The organism is Candidatus Microthrix parvicella Bio17-1 (assembly GCF_000299415.1).
Taxonomy (GTDB): domain Bacteria; phylum Actinomycetota; class Acidimicrobiia; order Acidimicrobiales; family Microtrichaceae; genus Microthrix; species Microthrix parvicella.
Genome location: NZ_AMPG01000003.1, coordinates 491,310 through 507,030, shown reverse-complemented (window position 1 = coordinate 507,030; position 15,721 = coordinate 491,310). Strand labels below are relative to the sequence as shown.

Genomic DNA, 15,721 nt, shown 5'->3' with positions numbered 1-15,721 from the left:
CACGCCGCTCTGACCGGCCGCGCCTACCAACCCGAACACCCCTCACCACGAGGGCAGTTCACCGCTCAAACCGGCCAACCCAACCACTATTTCAGGGGCAAGTAGCTATAGGGCGTGATAGTCGCAACGGTGCCGGGAGTTGGGAACCTGTGCGACCTCACCGCTGACCATCTCGATGGGTGGAACACGATTGCGGCAGATCCCGACGTTCATAGGTGGTTAAACCTCCAGCCGCGGACTAATGCTCAACCGGCGAAGTCGCTTGCCGACCTTCCCGCACAGGTTTGTGCTGGCGCTGATGGAGTTACGCGGCGGCTCGACGCTGTCCTGGTTGGCAAGGGTGACGAGGTCCTGGCTGCGGTCGAGCTAAAGGTCTACCCATGTTCCGGCAATCACTATGGTCTCATGGTCGACTACGCCGTCGCCCCCGGCCATCGGGGACATGGGTTGGCCGCTCAACTCACAAGCAAGGTTTCGGAGTGGATTACGACCGAGGTTCCGAGTGCCCACGTCTTCATCGAGGTGTGCTCAAAGAATGCAGCGTCGATCGCTACAGCTCGCATCCTGAGTATGGCTGAAGTCGACGTGGGTGAGCAGGTTGGCTGCAACATCCATAGCGGAGGACTCCATCAGTGCGATCGGCGCGCTATCCGTTACTGCCTTGGTGCCCATTGAGGAGGTGTTGAGCGCCACGTGAGGTGACCACGGGGCGGTGGGTTTGGGACAGCTTGGGTGGGGATGGGGTGGTCCTCAGTGGAGTTGTCGTTGGTGTGGGGGGTGGTTGAGGCTGGCCGGGTCCTGGACGCGCAAGGGCCCCCTCGTCGATCTCTTGGCCGAGCAAAACGAGGGGGCCTTTCACAATCGGTGCGGAGCACCAACGTTGTTGATGGTAGGGAACGATCGTGTTGCCGTCGAGGCGGCCTCCGCAATCCAGGTCGACAACGGCGTCGCAGTCAAACTCTGGCTCACGGACGATGCGGTGTCTGTTCAGCTCCCCCGCAGGCTCACTTGGCGAGAGCTACTGAGCAGCCGAGTCCAGGATGTGGTCCTCGTTGACGCTGAAACACTGGAAATTGACGGCTCGACCTTCCGCATTGATCCGCCAGACGACGCAGAGGACTTCTTTGCTGCGGTCAGATCTCAGGCTACTGAAATTGTTCATGCGCAAGAGGCAGCGGCGACGAGGTCAGCGGCGCTAAACGAGTTGACAGAACCGTTTGGCTCCGCCGGCGACCGGTGGCAGTACGCGGTGGTCAGCACTGGTGCGTTCAACACTTCGGCGCGCCTGACATACATCCTCTCGGCCACTGGCAGGGCAGGGTGGGAGCTGGTGACAGTTTATGACAAGGCATCCAACTGGCTTCCTGGCATCGAGAATGGCTTCATGCTGCTTCGCCGGCGGGTGCCCGCCGGGGTGGAGCCCGCAAGTTGGGCGATTCAGTACAACGGGTAGCGCCCTTTCCTCGCATACTGCAGGTGAAGCAGTCGAGGGCGTGCGCGTGAGATGGGGACTGTTGCAGCGTCTGGTGACATCTCATTGCGACGCTGTGACGTGAAGCGCCATCGGCGTCTTGTTCTTGCCCCTTCGCTGGGTTCATCACCGATCGGATTGCCACCAGCATCAAGGCCCTGCGTCAATCTCGGGGAGCAACGAGGAGCGAAGCCTTCAGCCGCTCAGCCACGTCCTGAAGTTCGAGGACCGCGGCTTCCCTCGACAGCTCAGCCCCATCCGACCCGACTGTCTGCGCTGGCCCCTGGGCCTCCAGAGCGGCAACCCGTCCTTCCAGCGCCTGCAGGTCGGACTGCGTGCGCTCAAGAACGGCGGCAAACGTAGTCAGCGCGTCAGCGACGATGGACGCGTCAAGACCGGTTGCGGGGTCGTCACTTGATGCTTCCAGCGCCTGGGTGATCTTCGCCTGGACCCGGGCCGTTACCTGGGGACGTTGACCCCGCTCAATATCGGAAACGGTTGTATAAGACACGCTCGCTCGCGCGGCCAGTTCCGACTGGCTCCAACCACGCTGCTCACGACGCGCTCGAACCCACGACCCATCGAACTCATCAGTCGCCTGATCGTGCGCGTCCACCGCCCCATTGTCCCACCTTCCTAGGGAACTTGCGGCGATGTCATGCAGGTGTCGTAGTCGTTGTGTACTATCGGATACTATCGTTTACGACCCTTCAGGAGACTCCGATGCCGTTCGCCGCAGACAACTCACGCCACTCACTCCCCGGCTCCCCGCCTGACGTGATCGTTTTGGATACCGGAAAGTTCCTCGGCGATGTTCGCGAAGTGATCCGGGAGGCTCTCGGAGACGGCAGCGATGCAGGGGGACGACGCGCTTCTCTCAGCCCATCCGACGCCGCCTATGAGCTGGGGCTCAGCGAATCAGTGGTGCGCAAGCTGGTCAACAGCGGCGAGCTGGGACACCGTCGCGTGGGGTCACGCATCCTCATCGGCCAGGAGCACATCGCGGCGTTTCTCTACGGGTCCGAACACCGCGGGGCGGCAGCGTCATGACCAACCCGCTGAAGCAGACCAGAAATGTGGCACTCACCCGGTCCGACGGTTCTTCGGCTATCGGCGTGGACGAGGTGACTGCCCGGCATCTCGAGCGGCTCACTCAAACCTCTCAAGGAAACCCGGCGGGGTGGAGCAAAGAAAAGAAGTGAGACCCGGTGCGTAGGAGCGCCCCGGGTCTCGGTGTTCAACGATCTGAAGGGATCAAAGATGAACGTTCTAGACCGTAGCAAACGGCGTCAAGCATGGCGCTCAAGCGCCGCTTGCGCGGACCCCGAGATATCCCCGGATCGGCGGGTGTTCTTCCCCCCGAACGAAACGCTGCCGGGTGCGTGTGAGCCCGCCAAATCCGTCTGTGCTCAGTGCCCGGTGGCGGGTGATTGCCTGTGGTTGGCGCTCGTGGAGCGAGCCGCCGACGGGGTGTTCGGCGGACTGGCATCACCAGAGCGTCGCCACCTACTGGAACGCACTCCCGGGCTGGCGATTGCCCTGCGGGTGATCTACGTGGCCGACCAGTTGCCCGAGTGGATCACCCACCAGGACCTGGCAACGATGTGTATTGGCGCCGGTTCGAAGCAGCTCCGACCGGTGTGGGCCATCCGCCACCCACCTAGTGGCGATCGGGTGCGAGGTGGCAGGTGGATCAAGGACGAGCTGATGGCGTGGGCGCTCAACCTGGTGGTCGGCTGGACCCAGGGCGACGACTGCCCTCCACCGTTAGCCGACCGGGTGCGCCATGAACTCGCACGGTTCCCGCAGATGGCGGTGTGCACATGACCCCGCCCGAGAAGCTTCTCGAAGAGCACGCTTTGTCGACCGGGTGTGAGTCCGGTGCTCCCCCAGCCTGGTAACCGTTGCCCCGGGTGCGGGGACATCGACGGTGCCAGCCACGAGCTGGGATCCGCTCAAGTGTGGGACGGCGGCGTGCGCCTGGTCTGCCAACACGTTCTGTGTGGAATGTGTAAACGCACGGACCCCCAATTCGCTGTAGTGGCAGTGATCGACCGCGTCCCGGTGTGCGAGCACTGCCTGCCGCTACGCCGCGCGGTGCTGGCACGCATGGCACGTGCCCGCCGCTCCGCCGGCATTCCATTGACCGTGGCCGACCGTCGGGCGCTCGCTGAGTACGATCGATGAGCAGCGACCCTCGTTCCGTGCCGCTCCCGGTGGTGTCTGCCGGCTCCAACGAGTCGCCATGATGGTCGAGGCACCATCGAGCGCACCGACGCAGCTAGCCGATGACCTGGCCCGGGCGCTCGTTCGGCGTGGCGTGGATCGCGCTGTGGGGCAGGCATCTGGTCGGCGCCGGGGCGGCTTCCGCGAAGGCGCCCATCAGCGTCCTGCCCGCGGGCCTTCCTATGAACACCGGACCACCCGCATCCCACTACCTGCCGATCGCGACGTGAAGTTCCGGGGTCACGTGCGCGGTGTGGTCGAGATGATGGTCGAGTTGGGCGTCTTGGATTCCACCGACGAGGTTGTGGCCCTGGCGATGCTCTCGCTGGCGAACGAGTTCGGACTCCTGGCTTGGGCGAACCAACGAAAGATCGGCCGTCGCTCCCGCGTGGCTGCCCGGACGGTGCGGAGGGTCCTGCCGAAGCTGCGGGCTTTGGGACTGGTCGATTGGTCTCACGAGTTCCGCAACGGACGCCCGTACCCGAACAGATACGTGTTCCTCTTGCCTGAGCGCTGGACCCGCAGCCGTGTACTTGCCGCCAAGAAGCGGGTCGGAGCTGAACCCGACGGTCGTGTGCAGTACGCAGAGTGGTGCGTGCGGGTCGCCGACGAGGTGATGGACCCAACTCGTGGCCCCCGTCGCCGGCCGCCCGCCTCCAAACAAGGACCAGGCCGGGTAAGCCGCCCAACAGCCTCGAGTCCCAGACCCATCAGCGAAGAGCCCGCTGTCGCAGACGACGAGCACGACCGAGCTGCCCGAATGTGGGCCGACAAAGCCTCGACCGGTGAATGGGCGGCAGTGCTGCCCATTGAAGACTCACACTGGCTTAAGACATCCGTGGCGCGCCGTGGCAGCGCTGCGCGAGCTGCTGTCGTAGGTGCTGTTGCGCCGCTGCTCAGGGCCGGCCTTGCAGTTCCTGGCCCATCTCCCTAGAGGCACTGGGGCGGTGACCACGAGTTCCGCGAGCTGACAGACCGGCCCAGCTCATCATCCCTAATTGACCGGCGTTGCCGCACCCTGCAGGGTGCGGCAATTGGCGCGTGCCGGCCGTCGAATCTGTGGACAACCATCGCCTACATCCGCCTTTCGACGGCGAGCATTGGCCGTCGAGGCCAAAGGAGGTCGGCATGGTTTGGCCGTCAATCAAGGGCTCCCTTCGGGAGCCTGATGTAAAGGGCACCGATGCCAGCAACCGAGCAAGGCAGTCCCACCGACATCAGGAAGGTCCCACATTCTCAAACGACCCCCCTCCGCCGACAGGTGCTGAGTCGGCCATAGGCGTCAGACGCTGAACTAATATATTCTCCGTGCCAACCAAGCTCACAGATAACCCATCGCTTCCCTCGCCCCAATGGGAGATGCGTGGCTCACCCACGGTGGCTGCCCGATTCGGCACGCTATTCATGATCCCTGATGATCAAATGGACCCCGAGAAGGTGTTTTGGCTCCTGAGAGACGCATTACTGGCTGATTCACGAGTCCAAAGCGTGACCGAACCGCATGTGGACCCTGGGTCCTGGCGACGGTCAGGTGTATTTCCGTTTCAAGATCCCAATATCAGTACTTTCTTGGATGGGGGAAGCACGCTGACGGGTCTTCGCCTGCCTCTGGCGGTTCCCCTAGTAATCGAAGTCAGCGTCCCCACCATGCACGCTGATACAGGTGAGCCATTAGAAAATGGAATAATTGAAGAATACTTCGTCTTTTGGAACGGTCTAGCGCTTTTAGTCGGATGGTATCATCTTTCGGATTCTCTTGGCTTCAGGGAAGGACAGGTTGTTTTTGACATCCTGACAAATGCGGCCAGCTCCTTGGGAGTTTACACTCTTAACCAAGGTTGCTCTCCAGATTGCGAACTTCTTTTCGGTCACAAACTTTCCCTATTGAGGGCCACTCCTGGTTCACCCATGACAGTCACGACGTCCGGCTCGCTATCGGCGGCTCTGGTGTACCTGAACTGCGCGGAAGATATCTCGTCACTAATGGGTGCTTTCGCCACCGAGATGCTTCTGCCCGTCGAATTGTTTTCGGAACTTAAGAACATTGGCTTCAGGTTCTCTTGGATTGAGGATGAGGCGCAGAAGGTCATCGAGAGTACCCTGAGGCTCGAACGCTCATACGCTGGACCGTTACTAGCCAGAAACTGTTTGAATCCAGCGTTTTGGCTAAGACGCTATCGATCCCGAGTCGAAGGCCTACGCAATATAAACCGCCTTTGGACACTCTTCGCTGTACTGCAACGTATAAAACGAGACTGGCTGGCCAAAAGGCGGGCCTTCGAGTTGAATGTGGACCCAGGTCTGGCTGCAGCCATATTCAGCATTGGCTACGAAGTGGATACCGCTCTTATGGAGGCGTTCGACAGCGCTCCCCTTCTCGCGAATATCGAACAGATCTCGATGCGGATCGAGTCCCGAACGCTCGCCATCGTAACTGGCTTGGGGGTCGTTGCGGCTGGCGTGTTAGGAGCCGTTGTAACAGCGATTTTACAGACCTAGAGAATGCGATTCGTCCGTGTTCACGACGGCCGACCTCCTGGGTGATGGCAGCACACCACCTCCGATGCGCCACCGCACAGACAAACCTCTGGTAGGAGAGAAGGTGCGTAGCCTTCCGGTGAGTCGGCGCCCTGCCGGGTGCGGTTCTGTATCACTGCACCCGGCAACTACATGGTGTGGGCTCTCGGATTGGGGTTGCGGTTGCTCCTTGTGCTGGCACGGCCGCCGCCTATTCGGACTTCGACACGATGTGTGTGCCGAACGGGTCACCGCTTTGCCGTCCGGTTCGAACAGGCTGAACGGGGTCGGCCAGGGCGGCGGGAGCGGGAGCGGGAGCGGGAGCGGGAGCGGGAGCGGGAGCGGGAGCGGGAGCGGGAGCGGGAGCGGGAGCGGGAGCGGGAGCGGGAGCGGGAGCGGGAGCGGGAGCGGGAGCACAGCGGAGCGAGCACCCGACCGGCTGCCCGGCCCGAGTCGATCGACCTGCTTGACCTGGTGGGCATGCTCGGGGTCCGCTTCCTGACGGACCAAGGCGGGTCCGTCTCCTACCGGGCACCCGGTCACCACATCACGGTCCGGCTCGGCCTCCACCAAGCGCAGAAGCTCCAGGTGGGCACACCTGGCCGAGAGCCGCCCGCTCCGCCCCCGTGGCTGCGTCTTGGCCCTACTAGAGCAGCGCATCCGGTGACGGTCGGAGGGAATTGAGAAGGGAGTCAGATTAACGACGAGCGGCCGACCCAGCGTCGCTCTGAGGATCACTTCACACAGGTGAGAAGCAATTCGCCACACCCTGTCATTGCCCCTGCTCTGCCATGATCGCTTGGGTTGTAGCTGAACGGTGAGGCAGCCCATCGCTCTGATCCGGACAAGCCTGCTTCACTTCAGAGTCGCCGCGTGCCGCCTCAGAGTCGAGCGGTGGGGCGTCGACGCTCACGCCTGCTCGGCGATCAGCCGGGCAAGGTGGCTACGGATCAGGTTGGCCACGGTGGTCCCCCGCTGGGCGGCGACGATCTTGGTGGCGATCCAGACCTCTTCGCTGACGTCGACGCCGATCCGTTTGGTCTTGACCGTGCCGGGCGCCAGGTCCGGGCCCGCGGGCGCTGACGGCGGCGCTGCAGGTGCACGGTCGCCGGTCGTTGCGTCGGCGCCAGCCGATGTAGTGCTGATGCCGAGGTCTGCGAGCAGATCGTTGTCGAGCGGATTGCGACGGGTAGTCATCGTGGTGCTCCTTGGCTGGTGAGCTGAGCGGCGAGTCGTGAGGCGATCTGGTCGTAGTCGTGCACGAGACCTGCGGCCGGCCCGGTGCGGATCCTGGTTAGCGGGAGTCCCGCTGATGCGGTGTCCTGGAGGACGGTCCTGCGCGGAACGGCGCCGAGGATCTGACGATCGAACACTTGCTGGAGCTGGTCAGCGTGATGTGCGTGTTCGCGGGTGTTCGCCTGCGCGTTGATGACGACTCCACGGAGCACGCATCCGGGCTGGTAGGCGGTCTGGACGGTGTCGATCAGCTGGATGATCGTCTTGAGCGGTTCAAGAGCGAGATAGTCGGGTGTGGTCGGGACGATCACTCCGCTGGCGGCTGCCGCCAGGGCAGTGGTGGTGAGCATTCCGAGGGAACCCGGGGCGTCGATGAGGACGTAGTCCCACCGCGCGGTTGCCTCTTCGAGCATCAGCCGGAGCTGCTGCTCGGTCCCTGGATCCGATGACCGCTCGATGCGAGCATGACGTTGGCCCGCTGGAAGCACGTCGAGCCCCCACTCATCAGACCGGACGACCTGTGCCTCGATGTCGTGGTCGTCAATTGCCGCTGCGTAGCCGACGTCGCCGGCGCCGGGTGTGAGCCCGACCAGCCGGGTGAGTGACGCCTGGGGGTCGAGGTCGATCAGCAACACCTTGGGTGCGCCCGGTCCGGCGGCGAGGGCGTGACCGAGGTGTGCGGTGGTCGTGGTCTTACCGACTCCCCCTTTGTGGTGGACAACAGCGAGCGTGTGCATGGTCTGGTTTCCCTTCGAGGTGGTGGTCACCGTCAACGTGGCACGCATTTGTGGGAATGGTCCGTTGCGGGTTCGTGAGCATGTGGAACCGAACGGATGTACATCGGCATCGATGGGTGACCGTGGTGGATCGGGCTCGGCGCGCAGCACGCGCTGCTGCCGGCTCTCGACGACCTGGAGCTACATAGGGATTCGACACCTGAACAAACGAGGATTTGTACATAGTGGGCGGTGAACAGACGAACAAAAGTGAATCTTGACAGTTGCACAAGTGGCAATTTGAGGGGTTGAGGGACTTCGACGGTGGTGGCGTCCGACCCCCACCCCAATCCCACTAATGACTTGTATTCCTTGTGGCCATGAGGTCATTGGGTGCCCGAGCAGTTCTGACGGTTGCGGTGTTGGCGGTGCTGACGTCGTGCGCGTGTCAGGTTGCTCCTCGGAACGTGCGGGTGTCGCCCGGCAAGGTGCTCGTTGTCGGTGATTCGCTCGTGGTGGAGGCGAGATCCGCCATCGAAAAGAGGGTTCCCGGCGCCCGGGTAGTAGCTCGAACCGGCGCTGCGCCCTGCTCGCTACTCGCCGACGCGGTCGCAGCGGCGGGGTCTGCCGATGTGGTGGTGCTGGCCTTCAGCGGCAACGACTCGTTCTTGGCGCCGTGCATGTCGGGTTCTGATCACCGGATAGGCGGCGCCTACCGGGACAGCTACGAGGCGTACGCAGCTCGCATCGGTACGCCGAAGCTTCGGATGGCGCTCACCCCTGTGTGGGACAACGAACGAGCATCGAACAGCGTGTCGGCGCGCGACACCGCCGAGGCGTGGGCGACCACCAGGGGTGTCCCGGTCGTTGATGCTGCCACCGGGCTGGGTGGTGACCGGTTCATCTCGGGTGGCCTGCGCCGGGAGGGTGAGCCCGGATCGGGTTCTGGGGCGTTCGTGTCGTTGCGTGCGCCGGATCGGGTCCACCTGTGCGTGGCGCCGGGCTATCGGCGTGGCTTTGACGGCCCTGCATGCCCATCAGGCAGTTCGGCGGGAGTGACTCGTTTCGCTGCCGGGATCGCGCGGGCGGCTCGCTCGTGATCGACAACTACATCAACCAGGAGGTTGGTATGAAAGTTCAGGCCAAGAGGGGGAGTGCCGCTGCTGCGGTTGTTGCGCTCCTTCTGACAACTTTGGGGACGCTGGTGTTCCCCGGCACGGCGGGTGCGGCGGTCGTGCGAGCGGGTGGTGTCACCGGTGTCCAGGTCAATGGCACCGGTGGCGGCGACGGGCTGTCGTACGTCGGCCTGTACGAGCTGACCGACCCGGTGACCGGCAAACGTCAGGCGACCTGCATCGAGTGGGATGGTCGCGCACCTGACGATCAGCCTGGCGCCTATTTGGATGGCGGGCTGACCGACGATCCGATCCTGTCAGCGCTGGCGTTCACGGTCGACAATCTGAGTGGTCCGTTCAAGGACGATGAGGTTGCCCAGGCCGCCTTGGCGGTAGTCGGCAAATACCGGTCTTCGCAGCTCGGTTTGCCTGGTGCCACGACCTACCCGGTCGGACTGCCCGACCCCACGAGCGGTGCCGACTTCCGACTGTCGGACGGCAGCGGTGGGGTGCGGACCTTCAACGGCAACCAGGCCAGCTCGGCGGGTGCGGTGGCTGCTACGGCGATGTTCGCCTGGACGGTGATGGAGAACACCGGCCGCGACTGGGCTTGGACCCTCGACTCGGCCACCCCTCATCCGGGCGTTGACGGCGGGGTCATCGACACCGAGTGGACCCTGCGCAATGCCGCCGGGAACCCGGTTGGCAACAGCCAACCCATTCTCGCTCCACCTGGGTTGCAGTCGAACGTGACCGTCGACGGCTTCTACGACGACGCATTCGACCAGAAGCTGACCGACTACGGCTTCCCAGCTCCGCTCACCAGCAGCGACGGCAAGGCGTACCTGCGGGTAAACGTCGTCGACGGCACCAAGCCGGTGAGCTACGGCGTTTCGATCGTCGGCCCATCCAGCGCTCGAGTGTTGCGTCCGGTGGATGAACGGCAACAGACCATGATCGTGGCTGGCACCCCGAAGGTTGCACAGGCTGATGGTCGCCAAGAGGCCCCGCTTGGAACCGTGCGGATCGGCAAGCTCGACGGCGTCACGGGCGACCCGGTTGCTGGGGCAACGCTTCGGCTGACCGGTCCAGGTGGTTACGACGAGACGTTCACCTCGCCGACGTCGCTGATCGAGATTCCCGACGTTCGGGTCGGGAACTACCGACTGACCGAGACCGCACCGCCTCCGGGCTACATCACCGAAACCCCGGAACCGACCGTGACCGGGTTGCTCGACCGTGACGCCGAACTGACGCTGACGGTCGACAACTACCGGGAGATCGACGGGCAGACCACAGCGTCGGAATCGGTGGTCACCTCCCAGGGCGACACCCAGGTGTTCGACGAGATCACCGTCACCGGTGTGGACGACGACCAGGAGGTTGAGGCGGTATGCCCGCAATGTGGCCCGACGCCGTTTTGAGCCACGGTGGCGACCCCTGCGAAAGGGCTGAAACCCCTGATATTGCAAGGATGTGAGTGGAGCCCGAGAGGAGAATCGAACTCCTGACCTGCTCATTACGAGTGAGCTGCTCTGCCGTCTGAGCTACCCGGGCGAAGACCACACCCTACCAGCGATGCCGATGCCTCCGGCCATCTACTTTCGGCAAGCTGCTCGCTGTCTGCCCCGGCGATTGAACGCGCTGAGCAGCAACCGGAATGCCTCACCAAGTCCGAGCACTGCGGGGCCTCGAAGTTGCACGCCCGGCCGTGGACTCTCAAAGCCCACGAACCGTGGAGACCCGCTTGGCATCGTGATGGCGGCCCGCGGCTTCGTCGTTCAGCCAAGCGTCGGGGGCTTTGGCGCGGTGGTGACCGGTGAGGCCACAACGGGGGCCTCGGTGGTTGCATTGCCACCATCCAACTCCGAGCCACAGAGCGAGATGAAGCGGGCGCCCTGAGCCTTGTAGCGGGCGATGATCTGCGGCAGCGCCGCGACCGTGGCATCGCGGTTGCCGCCGGCGTCGTGCATGAGGATGAGCTGACGGTGTCCTGGCATCGTGGCACGGGCCAAAATTCGAGCCGAGTCACGAACCTTCCAGTCTTCGGTGTCAACATCCCAACCGACCAACCCCAGCGACTGCTCCTTGGCCACGCCCAGCGTCTCGTCGTTAAAGCTGCCGTACGGCGCGCGCATGCACTGAACGGTTCCCTTGCCGACCACCTCGTTGATCGCACTGGTGGAGTCGCGAATCTCACGTTCGACCTCGTAAGGCGTCAGCGTGGCCAGATCCTTGTGATCCATGGTGTGCGATCCAATCGGAAACCCCGCCGCGGCCACCGCCCTGGCGTCCTCGGGTCGCTCCCGCACCTGGCTGCCCAACATGAAGAAGGTGGCGGTCACCTGCTCGCGTTGCAAAATATCCAGGATCGCAGCGGTCTGAGGGCCGGGTCCGTCGTCGAAGGTCAGCACCACCACCGGGGCCAGTTCCTTGGACAGTGCCGGAAGCGACGAAACGTCGTGTACCTCGGAGCCGGGAACCGGGGCCAGCTCATCCCATGCGCCCCGCTGAGGTAGGGCCGGGATGGTGGTTGCCGCTGCCGCTGCGGCAGCCTGGTCGGCCGCTGCCTTCTGCTTCAGAGCAGTTGAAACCGGGGTGACAACGAACGACTGGGGCCACGTCGCCGCAGATGAGGACCTGGGCGTCTGCAGCGTTGCGGCGCCGGCCTGCCCGGTTGAATCCGATCGTTCTGCCTGCCGCTCGATGCCCCGCCACCCACCAAAGACCAGTGCCGCCACGGCCACCAATGCCACCCCCACCTTCGCGACAGGAAACGAAGCTGACCCCTGACTCAGTGACTGACCGTCAGAGTGATTCGGTGATCGGTTCATCATGAAACAATTCTGCTGTCTGGGGTGGGCGATGCATGCACCGCCGACACCTTTCTGAGCCGTTGACCACAACGACACTAGCCCTGGCTAAAGAGAAATCCGTCTACCCCAGCCCGTTGCCGGTCAAGAGCATGAGGCACGGAAGGCCCGAGGAATCAACCTGTAGCACCCTCGCCCAGGGCCATCACGAGCGCCAAGAGGGCCAGATCCTCACGAGCATTGTGCACCAGCGCCAACTCCAAGGCTGCCAAGGAATCGCCGACGCGTTCGTAGTTGGCGATCGTGCTTGCCGTCGGTGTGCTCACCGCCGCTCGTGCCTCGTCGGCGAGTGCCGCCATACCGGCCCGGAGCGCGTCGTTACGCAGACGCCTGGCCTCTCGCTTGTGGCGGTCTTCCAGACGCTTGCGTCGCCCTGCCTGACCCCGCTGCCCTTCGTCCTCGGCTGCATCGAAGGCTTCAAGTTGTTGCGCATGGCCGGCAGCGAGCGCCTCGCCCGCTGCGTCAAGGTCGGCAATCAGCTCGGTCGACAGCCCGCTGGCGACGGCCGCTGTTCCGTCGACCCGATTGAGAAGTTGTGCCCAACGTTGCCAACGCGTGGATGCGGCATCGTCTGACAGCAGGGCCCGAACCCGCTCCAGGTCTCCGCCGGCCGCCCTGGCGGCAGCCGCCACCGCCTCGGGGGCGTAGCCCTCTGCCACCACCGTCCGCATCAGGTCGTCGGTTGGGATGGGCCGAAAATCAACCCGCAGACACCTTGATGCAATGGTCACCAACTCGGGGGTGACCTCCTCGGCCAAGACCACGAACGTGGTGCTCGAAGGCGGTTCCTCGATGGTCTTCAACAACGCAGGCGCCGCGCTGCGAACCAGGTGAAAGTCCACCAGAACCAGCACTTGATGTGTACCCTCCGGCGGTGCCAACTCGGCGCGTCGGGCAATGGACCGTGCCTCCTCGACGCTGATGGCGGCACCCGTGCGCTCCACCACTGCGATGGCAGGATGGTTCTCGGCTGCTGCAAGGCTGCGATGTCGTTTGACCCCATCCGGATCACGGCCCGCCAGCAACTCGCCGGCGAAAAGATCTGCGGCGCGTCGAGTCCCCCACCCGGTGTGTCCGACAAAGAGGTACGCGGGTACCGGGCGCTCGAGCGCTGCAGTCAGCTGGGCCACCGCCGGTGCCTGCCCCACCAGTTCATCGAAGGGAGCCGGCTTGCCGGCCACCGCAGGATCAACCACGGGCTCGGCTTGCGTCATTGAGCAACCCCAACCGATCCCGAACAGCCGTCACGATTGCCTGAGTTACTTCATCCACCGAACGACTCCCATCGACGACCACCCATCGTTGCGCATCGGCATCGGCCTGAGCCAGGAACCCCGTGCGAACACGGCGATGAAACTCTGGTCCGGCCGCCTCGATGCGGTCCTGCTGGCCTCCCACCCGATCGAGGGTGACCTCGACCGGCACGTCCACCACAATCACCAGGTCGGCCTCCAAACCGGCTGCGGCAAACTGCGAAATGCCCAATACCGCCATGGGATCGAGCCCCCGGCCGTACCCCTGGTAGGCCACCGACGATCCGATGAAACGATCGCTCACCACGTGTCGGCCCGCCGCCAACGCAGGCTCCACCACTTCCTCGATGTGTTGGGCCCTGTCGGCCGCCATCATCAACGCCTCCGCCCGAAGGCCCGGACGGGTGAGTTGATCGTCGTCCAACAACAGTCGGCGCAACTCCGCGCCCAACGGCGTATCACCCGGCTCACGCGTGGGCAGTGCGTCCAGCCGGGTGGCGAGGCGTGCCACCTGAGTGGACTTGCCGGCGCCGTCAGGGCCCTCCAACACCACGAAGGAGCCGCGAGGAGACGTCACCCAACCACCTCGGATCGTCGGCCTCGGGCAGCACGACGGCCGCGGAGTCCCGGTGCCGACGGAGGCGGTTGCGCCTCGGAGAGTTCGACCGTCGCCTCGGCGAAGTCGGTCAGGTGGATCTCAGCAGAGTACTCGGGCCGGACCTCGGAGGAACGGAGCTGGGCCCGAACATCGGCCACTCCCTCACGGAGGTGGAACCCCATCGACCGGGATGCCAACGTTGCGGCGCCCAGAATCACCAAACCACCGGTCCACAACGCCACCCGCACGCCCGGGACCGCCAGCGAGATCGAACCCAACTGCATCTGGGGGATGCCGGCCGCGTCGGGCTCGAACAACGACGACATCAGCCGCTCGAACAGCGCCGCCAGCAACGGGCCGAGCAGCAGTGACAACAGCACGCACAGACGCACCAAGGTGAGCAGCGTGGAGAAGATCCGGCCGCGCACTTCGTCCGTGGTGTACGTCTGCAACAGGGTGAAACCCAGGATGTAGACCGTTCCACCACAGATGCCCAGCAGCAACACACATGCGGCGGCAGGCCAGAACGACGACATGGAGGCGGCAAGGATCAGCGCGAACCCGCTGACAAACGAGGCCAACAGAAACGACGCCCGCTTCGGCAGCAGCTTCTGGACAAACGACAGTGCGCCAACACCCAGGGCAACACCCAAACCCAACGCTGTGATGAACAACGAGAAGGTGTCGCCCGAACCGATCACCTTTTCGGCAAACACCGGCCCAAGGGGAACCAGCATTGCCGCGCCGAACAGCCCGGTGGCCAGCCCCACGTTGACCCCCAGAACCACGGGGTTACCAATGATAAAACGCCAGCCCTCACGCATGTCGGAGAACGTTTGTCCGATGCCCGCCGCCCGCTCGTCGCCCACCACACTGCCGCCAAGCGCATGCTTGGGAATACGCACCAATTTCCAGATGATCAGCGCCCCGATCACGAACGATGCAGCGTTGAAGTAGAACGCCAGCGCCTGCGACTGGCTCAACGAACTCTGAAACTGGAGCGGCCCCAACCACGAAATGTTGGCCAATGAACCGTTGGCTGCGGTCAACAGGAAGATCAGACCACCGGCGACCGGCATCGTGCAGTAGGCGGCAACCAGGCTGAGCGAGTTGGCGTCGGTCAGCTTCTTGCGGGGCACCAGGCTGGGGACAACCGCCTCCTTGGCGGGCGACCACAACATGGTGAACACCTCCAACAGAAGCGAAGCGACAACCAGTCCGGGAACGGTGCGCACAAAGGGGAGGGCCATGAACACCGCCGCCCTGGCCAGGTCGGAGACGATCATCACCTTCTTGCGGTCGAAGCGATCCACCATCACCCCGGCCAGCGGGGCCAGGAACAGGCCAGGCGCCACCCGGGCGGTCAGCACGAGTGCGGTTGCGGCCTCGGGCTGCGAGGAAATCTGGGTGGCCAGCGCGGTGATGGCGAACAGCCCCACCCAATCGCCCAGCGCAGAGATCAGCTGCACCACCCACAGGTAGAAGAAGTCGCTGGTGCCAAAGATCCGTTGACGCCACCCAAGCCCCTCGGTGGAGGGGTCCAACTCATCGTCGACGAAGTCGCTTGAAGCGACCACCCCGTCCGGGGCGTCAACGGAGGTTCCGGCGATCGGCGGGTCGTCGATTGGCGACGCCAGGGCCTCGTCGGACCCCATCGGCTGTGAGCTGGTTCTCATCACGGTGTCGAGGGACGCCTCACCGGGTCGGCCGGGAGCG

General features: G+C 64.0%; 17 protein-coding genes, 1 tRNA gene and 1 pseudogene. 10 read left to right on the top strand and 9 right to left on the bottom strand.

Annotated features, from left to right (window positions below):
* Positions 1 to 114: 114 nt before the first annotated feature.
* A pseudogene (locus MPARV_RS26160) lies at positions 115 to 501 on the top strand (GNAT family N-acetyltransferase); the annotation flags it as partial.
* A 27-nt stretch (positions 502 to 528) separates the two neighbouring features.
* Here MPARV_RS26160 and MPARV_RS25680 read toward each other — a convergent pair.
* A complete protein-coding gene (locus MPARV_RS25680) occupies positions 529 to 693 on the bottom strand; it encodes a hypothetical protein (RefSeq protein ID WP_238538883.1) in 165 nt (54 codons plus the stop codon).
* A gap of 136 nt (positions 694 to 829) precedes the next feature.
* Between MPARV_RS25680 and MPARV_RS0115690 the strand changes: the two genes are divergently transcribed.
* Entirely contained in the window at positions 830 to 1,453 is a 624-nt protein-coding gene (locus MPARV_RS0115690; protein WP_157789679.1) for a hypothetical protein, read from the top strand.
* 181 nt (positions 1,454 to 1,634) lie between these two features.
* Here MPARV_RS0115690 and MPARV_RS0115685 read toward each other — a convergent pair whose 3' ends face one another.
* A complete protein-coding gene (locus MPARV_RS0115685) occupies positions 1,635 to 2,087 on the bottom strand; it encodes a helix-turn-helix domain-containing protein (protein ID WP_020378959.1) in 453 nt (150 codons plus the stop codon).
* A gap of 107 nt (positions 2,088 to 2,194) precedes the next feature.
* Here MPARV_RS0115685 and MPARV_RS0115680 point away from each other — a divergent pair, with 107 nt between their 5' ends.
* The 6 genes from MPARV_RS0115680 to MPARV_RS24930 all read left to right on the top strand — a co-directional run bounded on the left by MPARV_RS0115680 (position 2,195) and on the right by MPARV_RS24930 (position 6,898).
* Entirely contained in the window at positions 2,195 to 2,521 is a 327-nt protein-coding gene (locus tag MPARV_RS0115680) for a helix-turn-helix domain-containing protein (protein WP_020378958.1), read from the top strand.
* Complete coding sequence (locus MPARV_RS24945; protein ID WP_157789678.1) at positions 2,518 to 2,673, top strand: hypothetical protein; 156 nt, start codon at positions 2,518 to 2,520, stop codon at positions 2,671 to 2,673. The genes MPARV_RS0115680 and MPARV_RS24945 overlap by 4 nt, the downstream gene beginning before the upstream one ends.
* A gap of 58 nt (positions 2,674 to 2,731) precedes the next feature.
* Positions 2,732 to 3,298 (top strand): WhiB family transcriptional regulator, encoded by a 567-nt coding sequence (locus tag MPARV_RS23850; protein ID WP_081582360.1) that lies wholly within the window; start codon positions 2,732 to 2,734, stop codon positions 3,296 to 3,298.
* Positions 3,299 to 3,478: 180 nt separating this feature from the next.
* Complete coding sequence (locus MPARV_RS24940) at positions 3,479 to 3,658, top strand: hypothetical protein (protein WP_157789677.1); 180 nt, start codon at positions 3,479 to 3,481, stop codon at positions 3,656 to 3,658.
* A 1,347-nt stretch (positions 3,659 to 5,005) separates the two neighbouring features.
* Positions 5,006 to 6,196 carry a hypothetical protein gene (locus MPARV_RS24935; protein WP_157789676.1) on the top strand — a complete coding sequence of 397 codons (1,191 nt, stop codon included), beginning with the start codon at positions 5,006 to 5,008 and terminating at the stop codon, positions 6,194 to 6,196.
* A gap of 252 nt (positions 6,197 to 6,448) precedes the next feature.
* A complete protein-coding gene (locus tag MPARV_RS24930; RefSeq protein ID WP_020378952.1) occupies positions 6,449 to 6,898 on the top strand; it encodes a hypothetical protein in 450 nt (149 codons plus the stop codon).
* Positions 6,899 to 7,123: 225 nt separating this feature from the next.
* Here MPARV_RS24930 and MPARV_RS0115650 read toward each other — a convergent pair whose 3' ends face one another.
* A complete protein-coding gene (locus MPARV_RS0115650; RefSeq protein WP_020378951.1) occupies positions 7,124 to 7,411 on the bottom strand; it encodes a hypothetical protein in 288 nt (95 codons plus the stop codon).
* Positions 7,408 to 8,235, bottom strand: coding sequence for a ParA family protein (locus MPARV_RS0115645; RefSeq protein ID WP_157789675.1), 828 nt, complete (start codon positions 8,233 to 8,235; stop codon positions 7,408 to 7,410). Before MPARV_RS0115645 ends, MPARV_RS0115650 begins: the two co-directional genes overlap by 4 nt.
* A gap of 311 nt (positions 8,236 to 8,546) precedes the next feature.
* Here MPARV_RS0115645 and MPARV_RS0115640 point away from each other — a divergent pair, with 311 nt between their 5' ends.
* Together MPARV_RS0115640 and MPARV_RS0115635 are read left to right on the top strand one after the other, a co-directional pair.
* Positions 8,547 to 9,266 (top strand): hypothetical protein, encoded by a 720-nt coding sequence (locus tag MPARV_RS0115640; RefSeq protein ID WP_157789674.1) that lies wholly within the window; start codon positions 8,547 to 8,549, stop codon positions 9,264 to 9,266.
* Between the two features lie 29 nt (positions 9,267 to 9,295).
* On the top strand, positions 9,296 to 10,705 hold the full coding sequence (locus MPARV_RS0115635) for an MSCRAMM family protein (RefSeq protein WP_157789673.1): 1,410 nt from the start codon (positions 9,296 to 9,298) through the stop codon (positions 10,703 to 10,705).
* A gap of 57 nt (positions 10,706 to 10,762) precedes the next feature.
* Here the strand turns inward: MPARV_RS0115635 and MPARV_RS0115630 are convergent.
* The 5 genes from MPARV_RS0115630 to MPARV_RS0115610 form a co-directional block, all read right to left on the bottom strand.
* Positions 10,763 to 10,838: transfer RNA gene (locus MPARV_RS0115630), tRNA-Thr, on the bottom strand.
* 224 nt (positions 10,839 to 11,062) lie between these two features.
* Positions 11,063 to 12,037, bottom strand: coding sequence for a polysaccharide deacetylase family protein (locus MPARV_RS22970; protein WP_238538881.1), 975 nt, complete (start codon positions 12,035 to 12,037; stop codon positions 11,063 to 11,065).
* Between the two features lie 233 nt (positions 12,038 to 12,270).
* Positions 12,271 to 13,368: a hypothetical protein gene (locus MPARV_RS0115620; RefSeq protein WP_012225030.1), complete on the bottom strand. Its 1,098-nt coding sequence runs from the start codon at positions 13,366 to 13,368 to the stop codon at positions 12,271 to 12,273.
* Positions 13,343 to 13,984, bottom strand: coding sequence for a dTMP kinase (gene tmk, locus MPARV_RS0115615; protein ID WP_012225028.1), 642 nt, complete (start codon positions 13,982 to 13,984; stop codon positions 13,343 to 13,345). Before tmk ends, MPARV_RS0115620 begins: the two co-directional genes overlap by 26 nt.
* Positions 13,981 to 15,660, bottom strand: a complete 1,680-nt coding sequence (locus MPARV_RS0115610) for an MFS transporter (RefSeq protein ID WP_012225026.1) — start codon at positions 15,658 to 15,660, stop codon at positions 13,981 to 13,983. The genes tmk and MPARV_RS0115610 overlap by 4 nt, the downstream gene beginning before the upstream one ends.
* Positions 15,661 to 15,721 lie beyond the last annotated feature (61 nt).

What these genes read in the sequence shown, in the direction of transcription:
- MPARV_RS0115610 (WP_012225026.1), bottom strand. Translation starts at nt 15,660, where the DNA reads ATGGGGTCCGACGAGGCCCTGGCGTCGCCAATCGACGACCCGCCGATC.
- MPARV_RS24940 (WP_157789677.1), top strand. Translation starts at nt 3,479, where the DNA reads ATGTGTAAACGCACGGACCCCCAATTCGCTGTAGTGGCAGTGATCGAC.
- MPARV_RS23850 (WP_081582360.1), top strand. Translation starts at nt 2,732, where the DNA reads ATGAACGTTCTAGACCGTAGCAAACGGCGTCAAGCATGGCGCTCAAGC.
- MPARV_RS0115645 (WP_157789675.1), bottom strand. Translation starts at nt 8,235, where the DNA reads ATGCGTGCCACGTTGACGGTGACCACCACCTCGAAGGGAAACCAGACC.
- MPARV_RS0115680 (WP_020378958.1), top strand. Translation starts at nt 2,195, where the DNA reads ATGCCGTTCGCCGCAGACAACTCACGCCACTCACTCCCCGGCTCCCCG.
- MPARV_RS0115640 (WP_157789674.1), top strand. Translation starts at nt 8,547, where the DNA reads ATGAGGTCATTGGGTGCCCGAGCAGTTCTGACGGTTGCGGTGTTGGCG.
- MPARV_RS0115650 (WP_020378951.1), bottom strand. Translation starts at nt 7,411, where the DNA reads ATGACTACCCGTCGCAATCCGCTCGACAACGATCTGCTCGCAGACCTC.
- MPARV_RS24945 (WP_157789678.1), top strand. Translation starts at nt 2,518, where the DNA reads ATGACCAACCCGCTGAAGCAGACCAGAAATGTGGCACTCACCCGGTCC.
- MPARV_RS0115635 (WP_157789673.1), top strand. Translation starts at nt 9,296, where the DNA reads ATGAAAGTTCAGGCCAAGAGGGGGAGTGCCGCTGCTGCGGTTGTTGCG.
- MPARV_RS0115620 (WP_012225030.1), bottom strand. Translation starts at nt 13,368, where the DNA reads ATGACGCAAGCCGAGCCCGTGGTTGATCCTGCGGTGGCCGGCAAGCCG.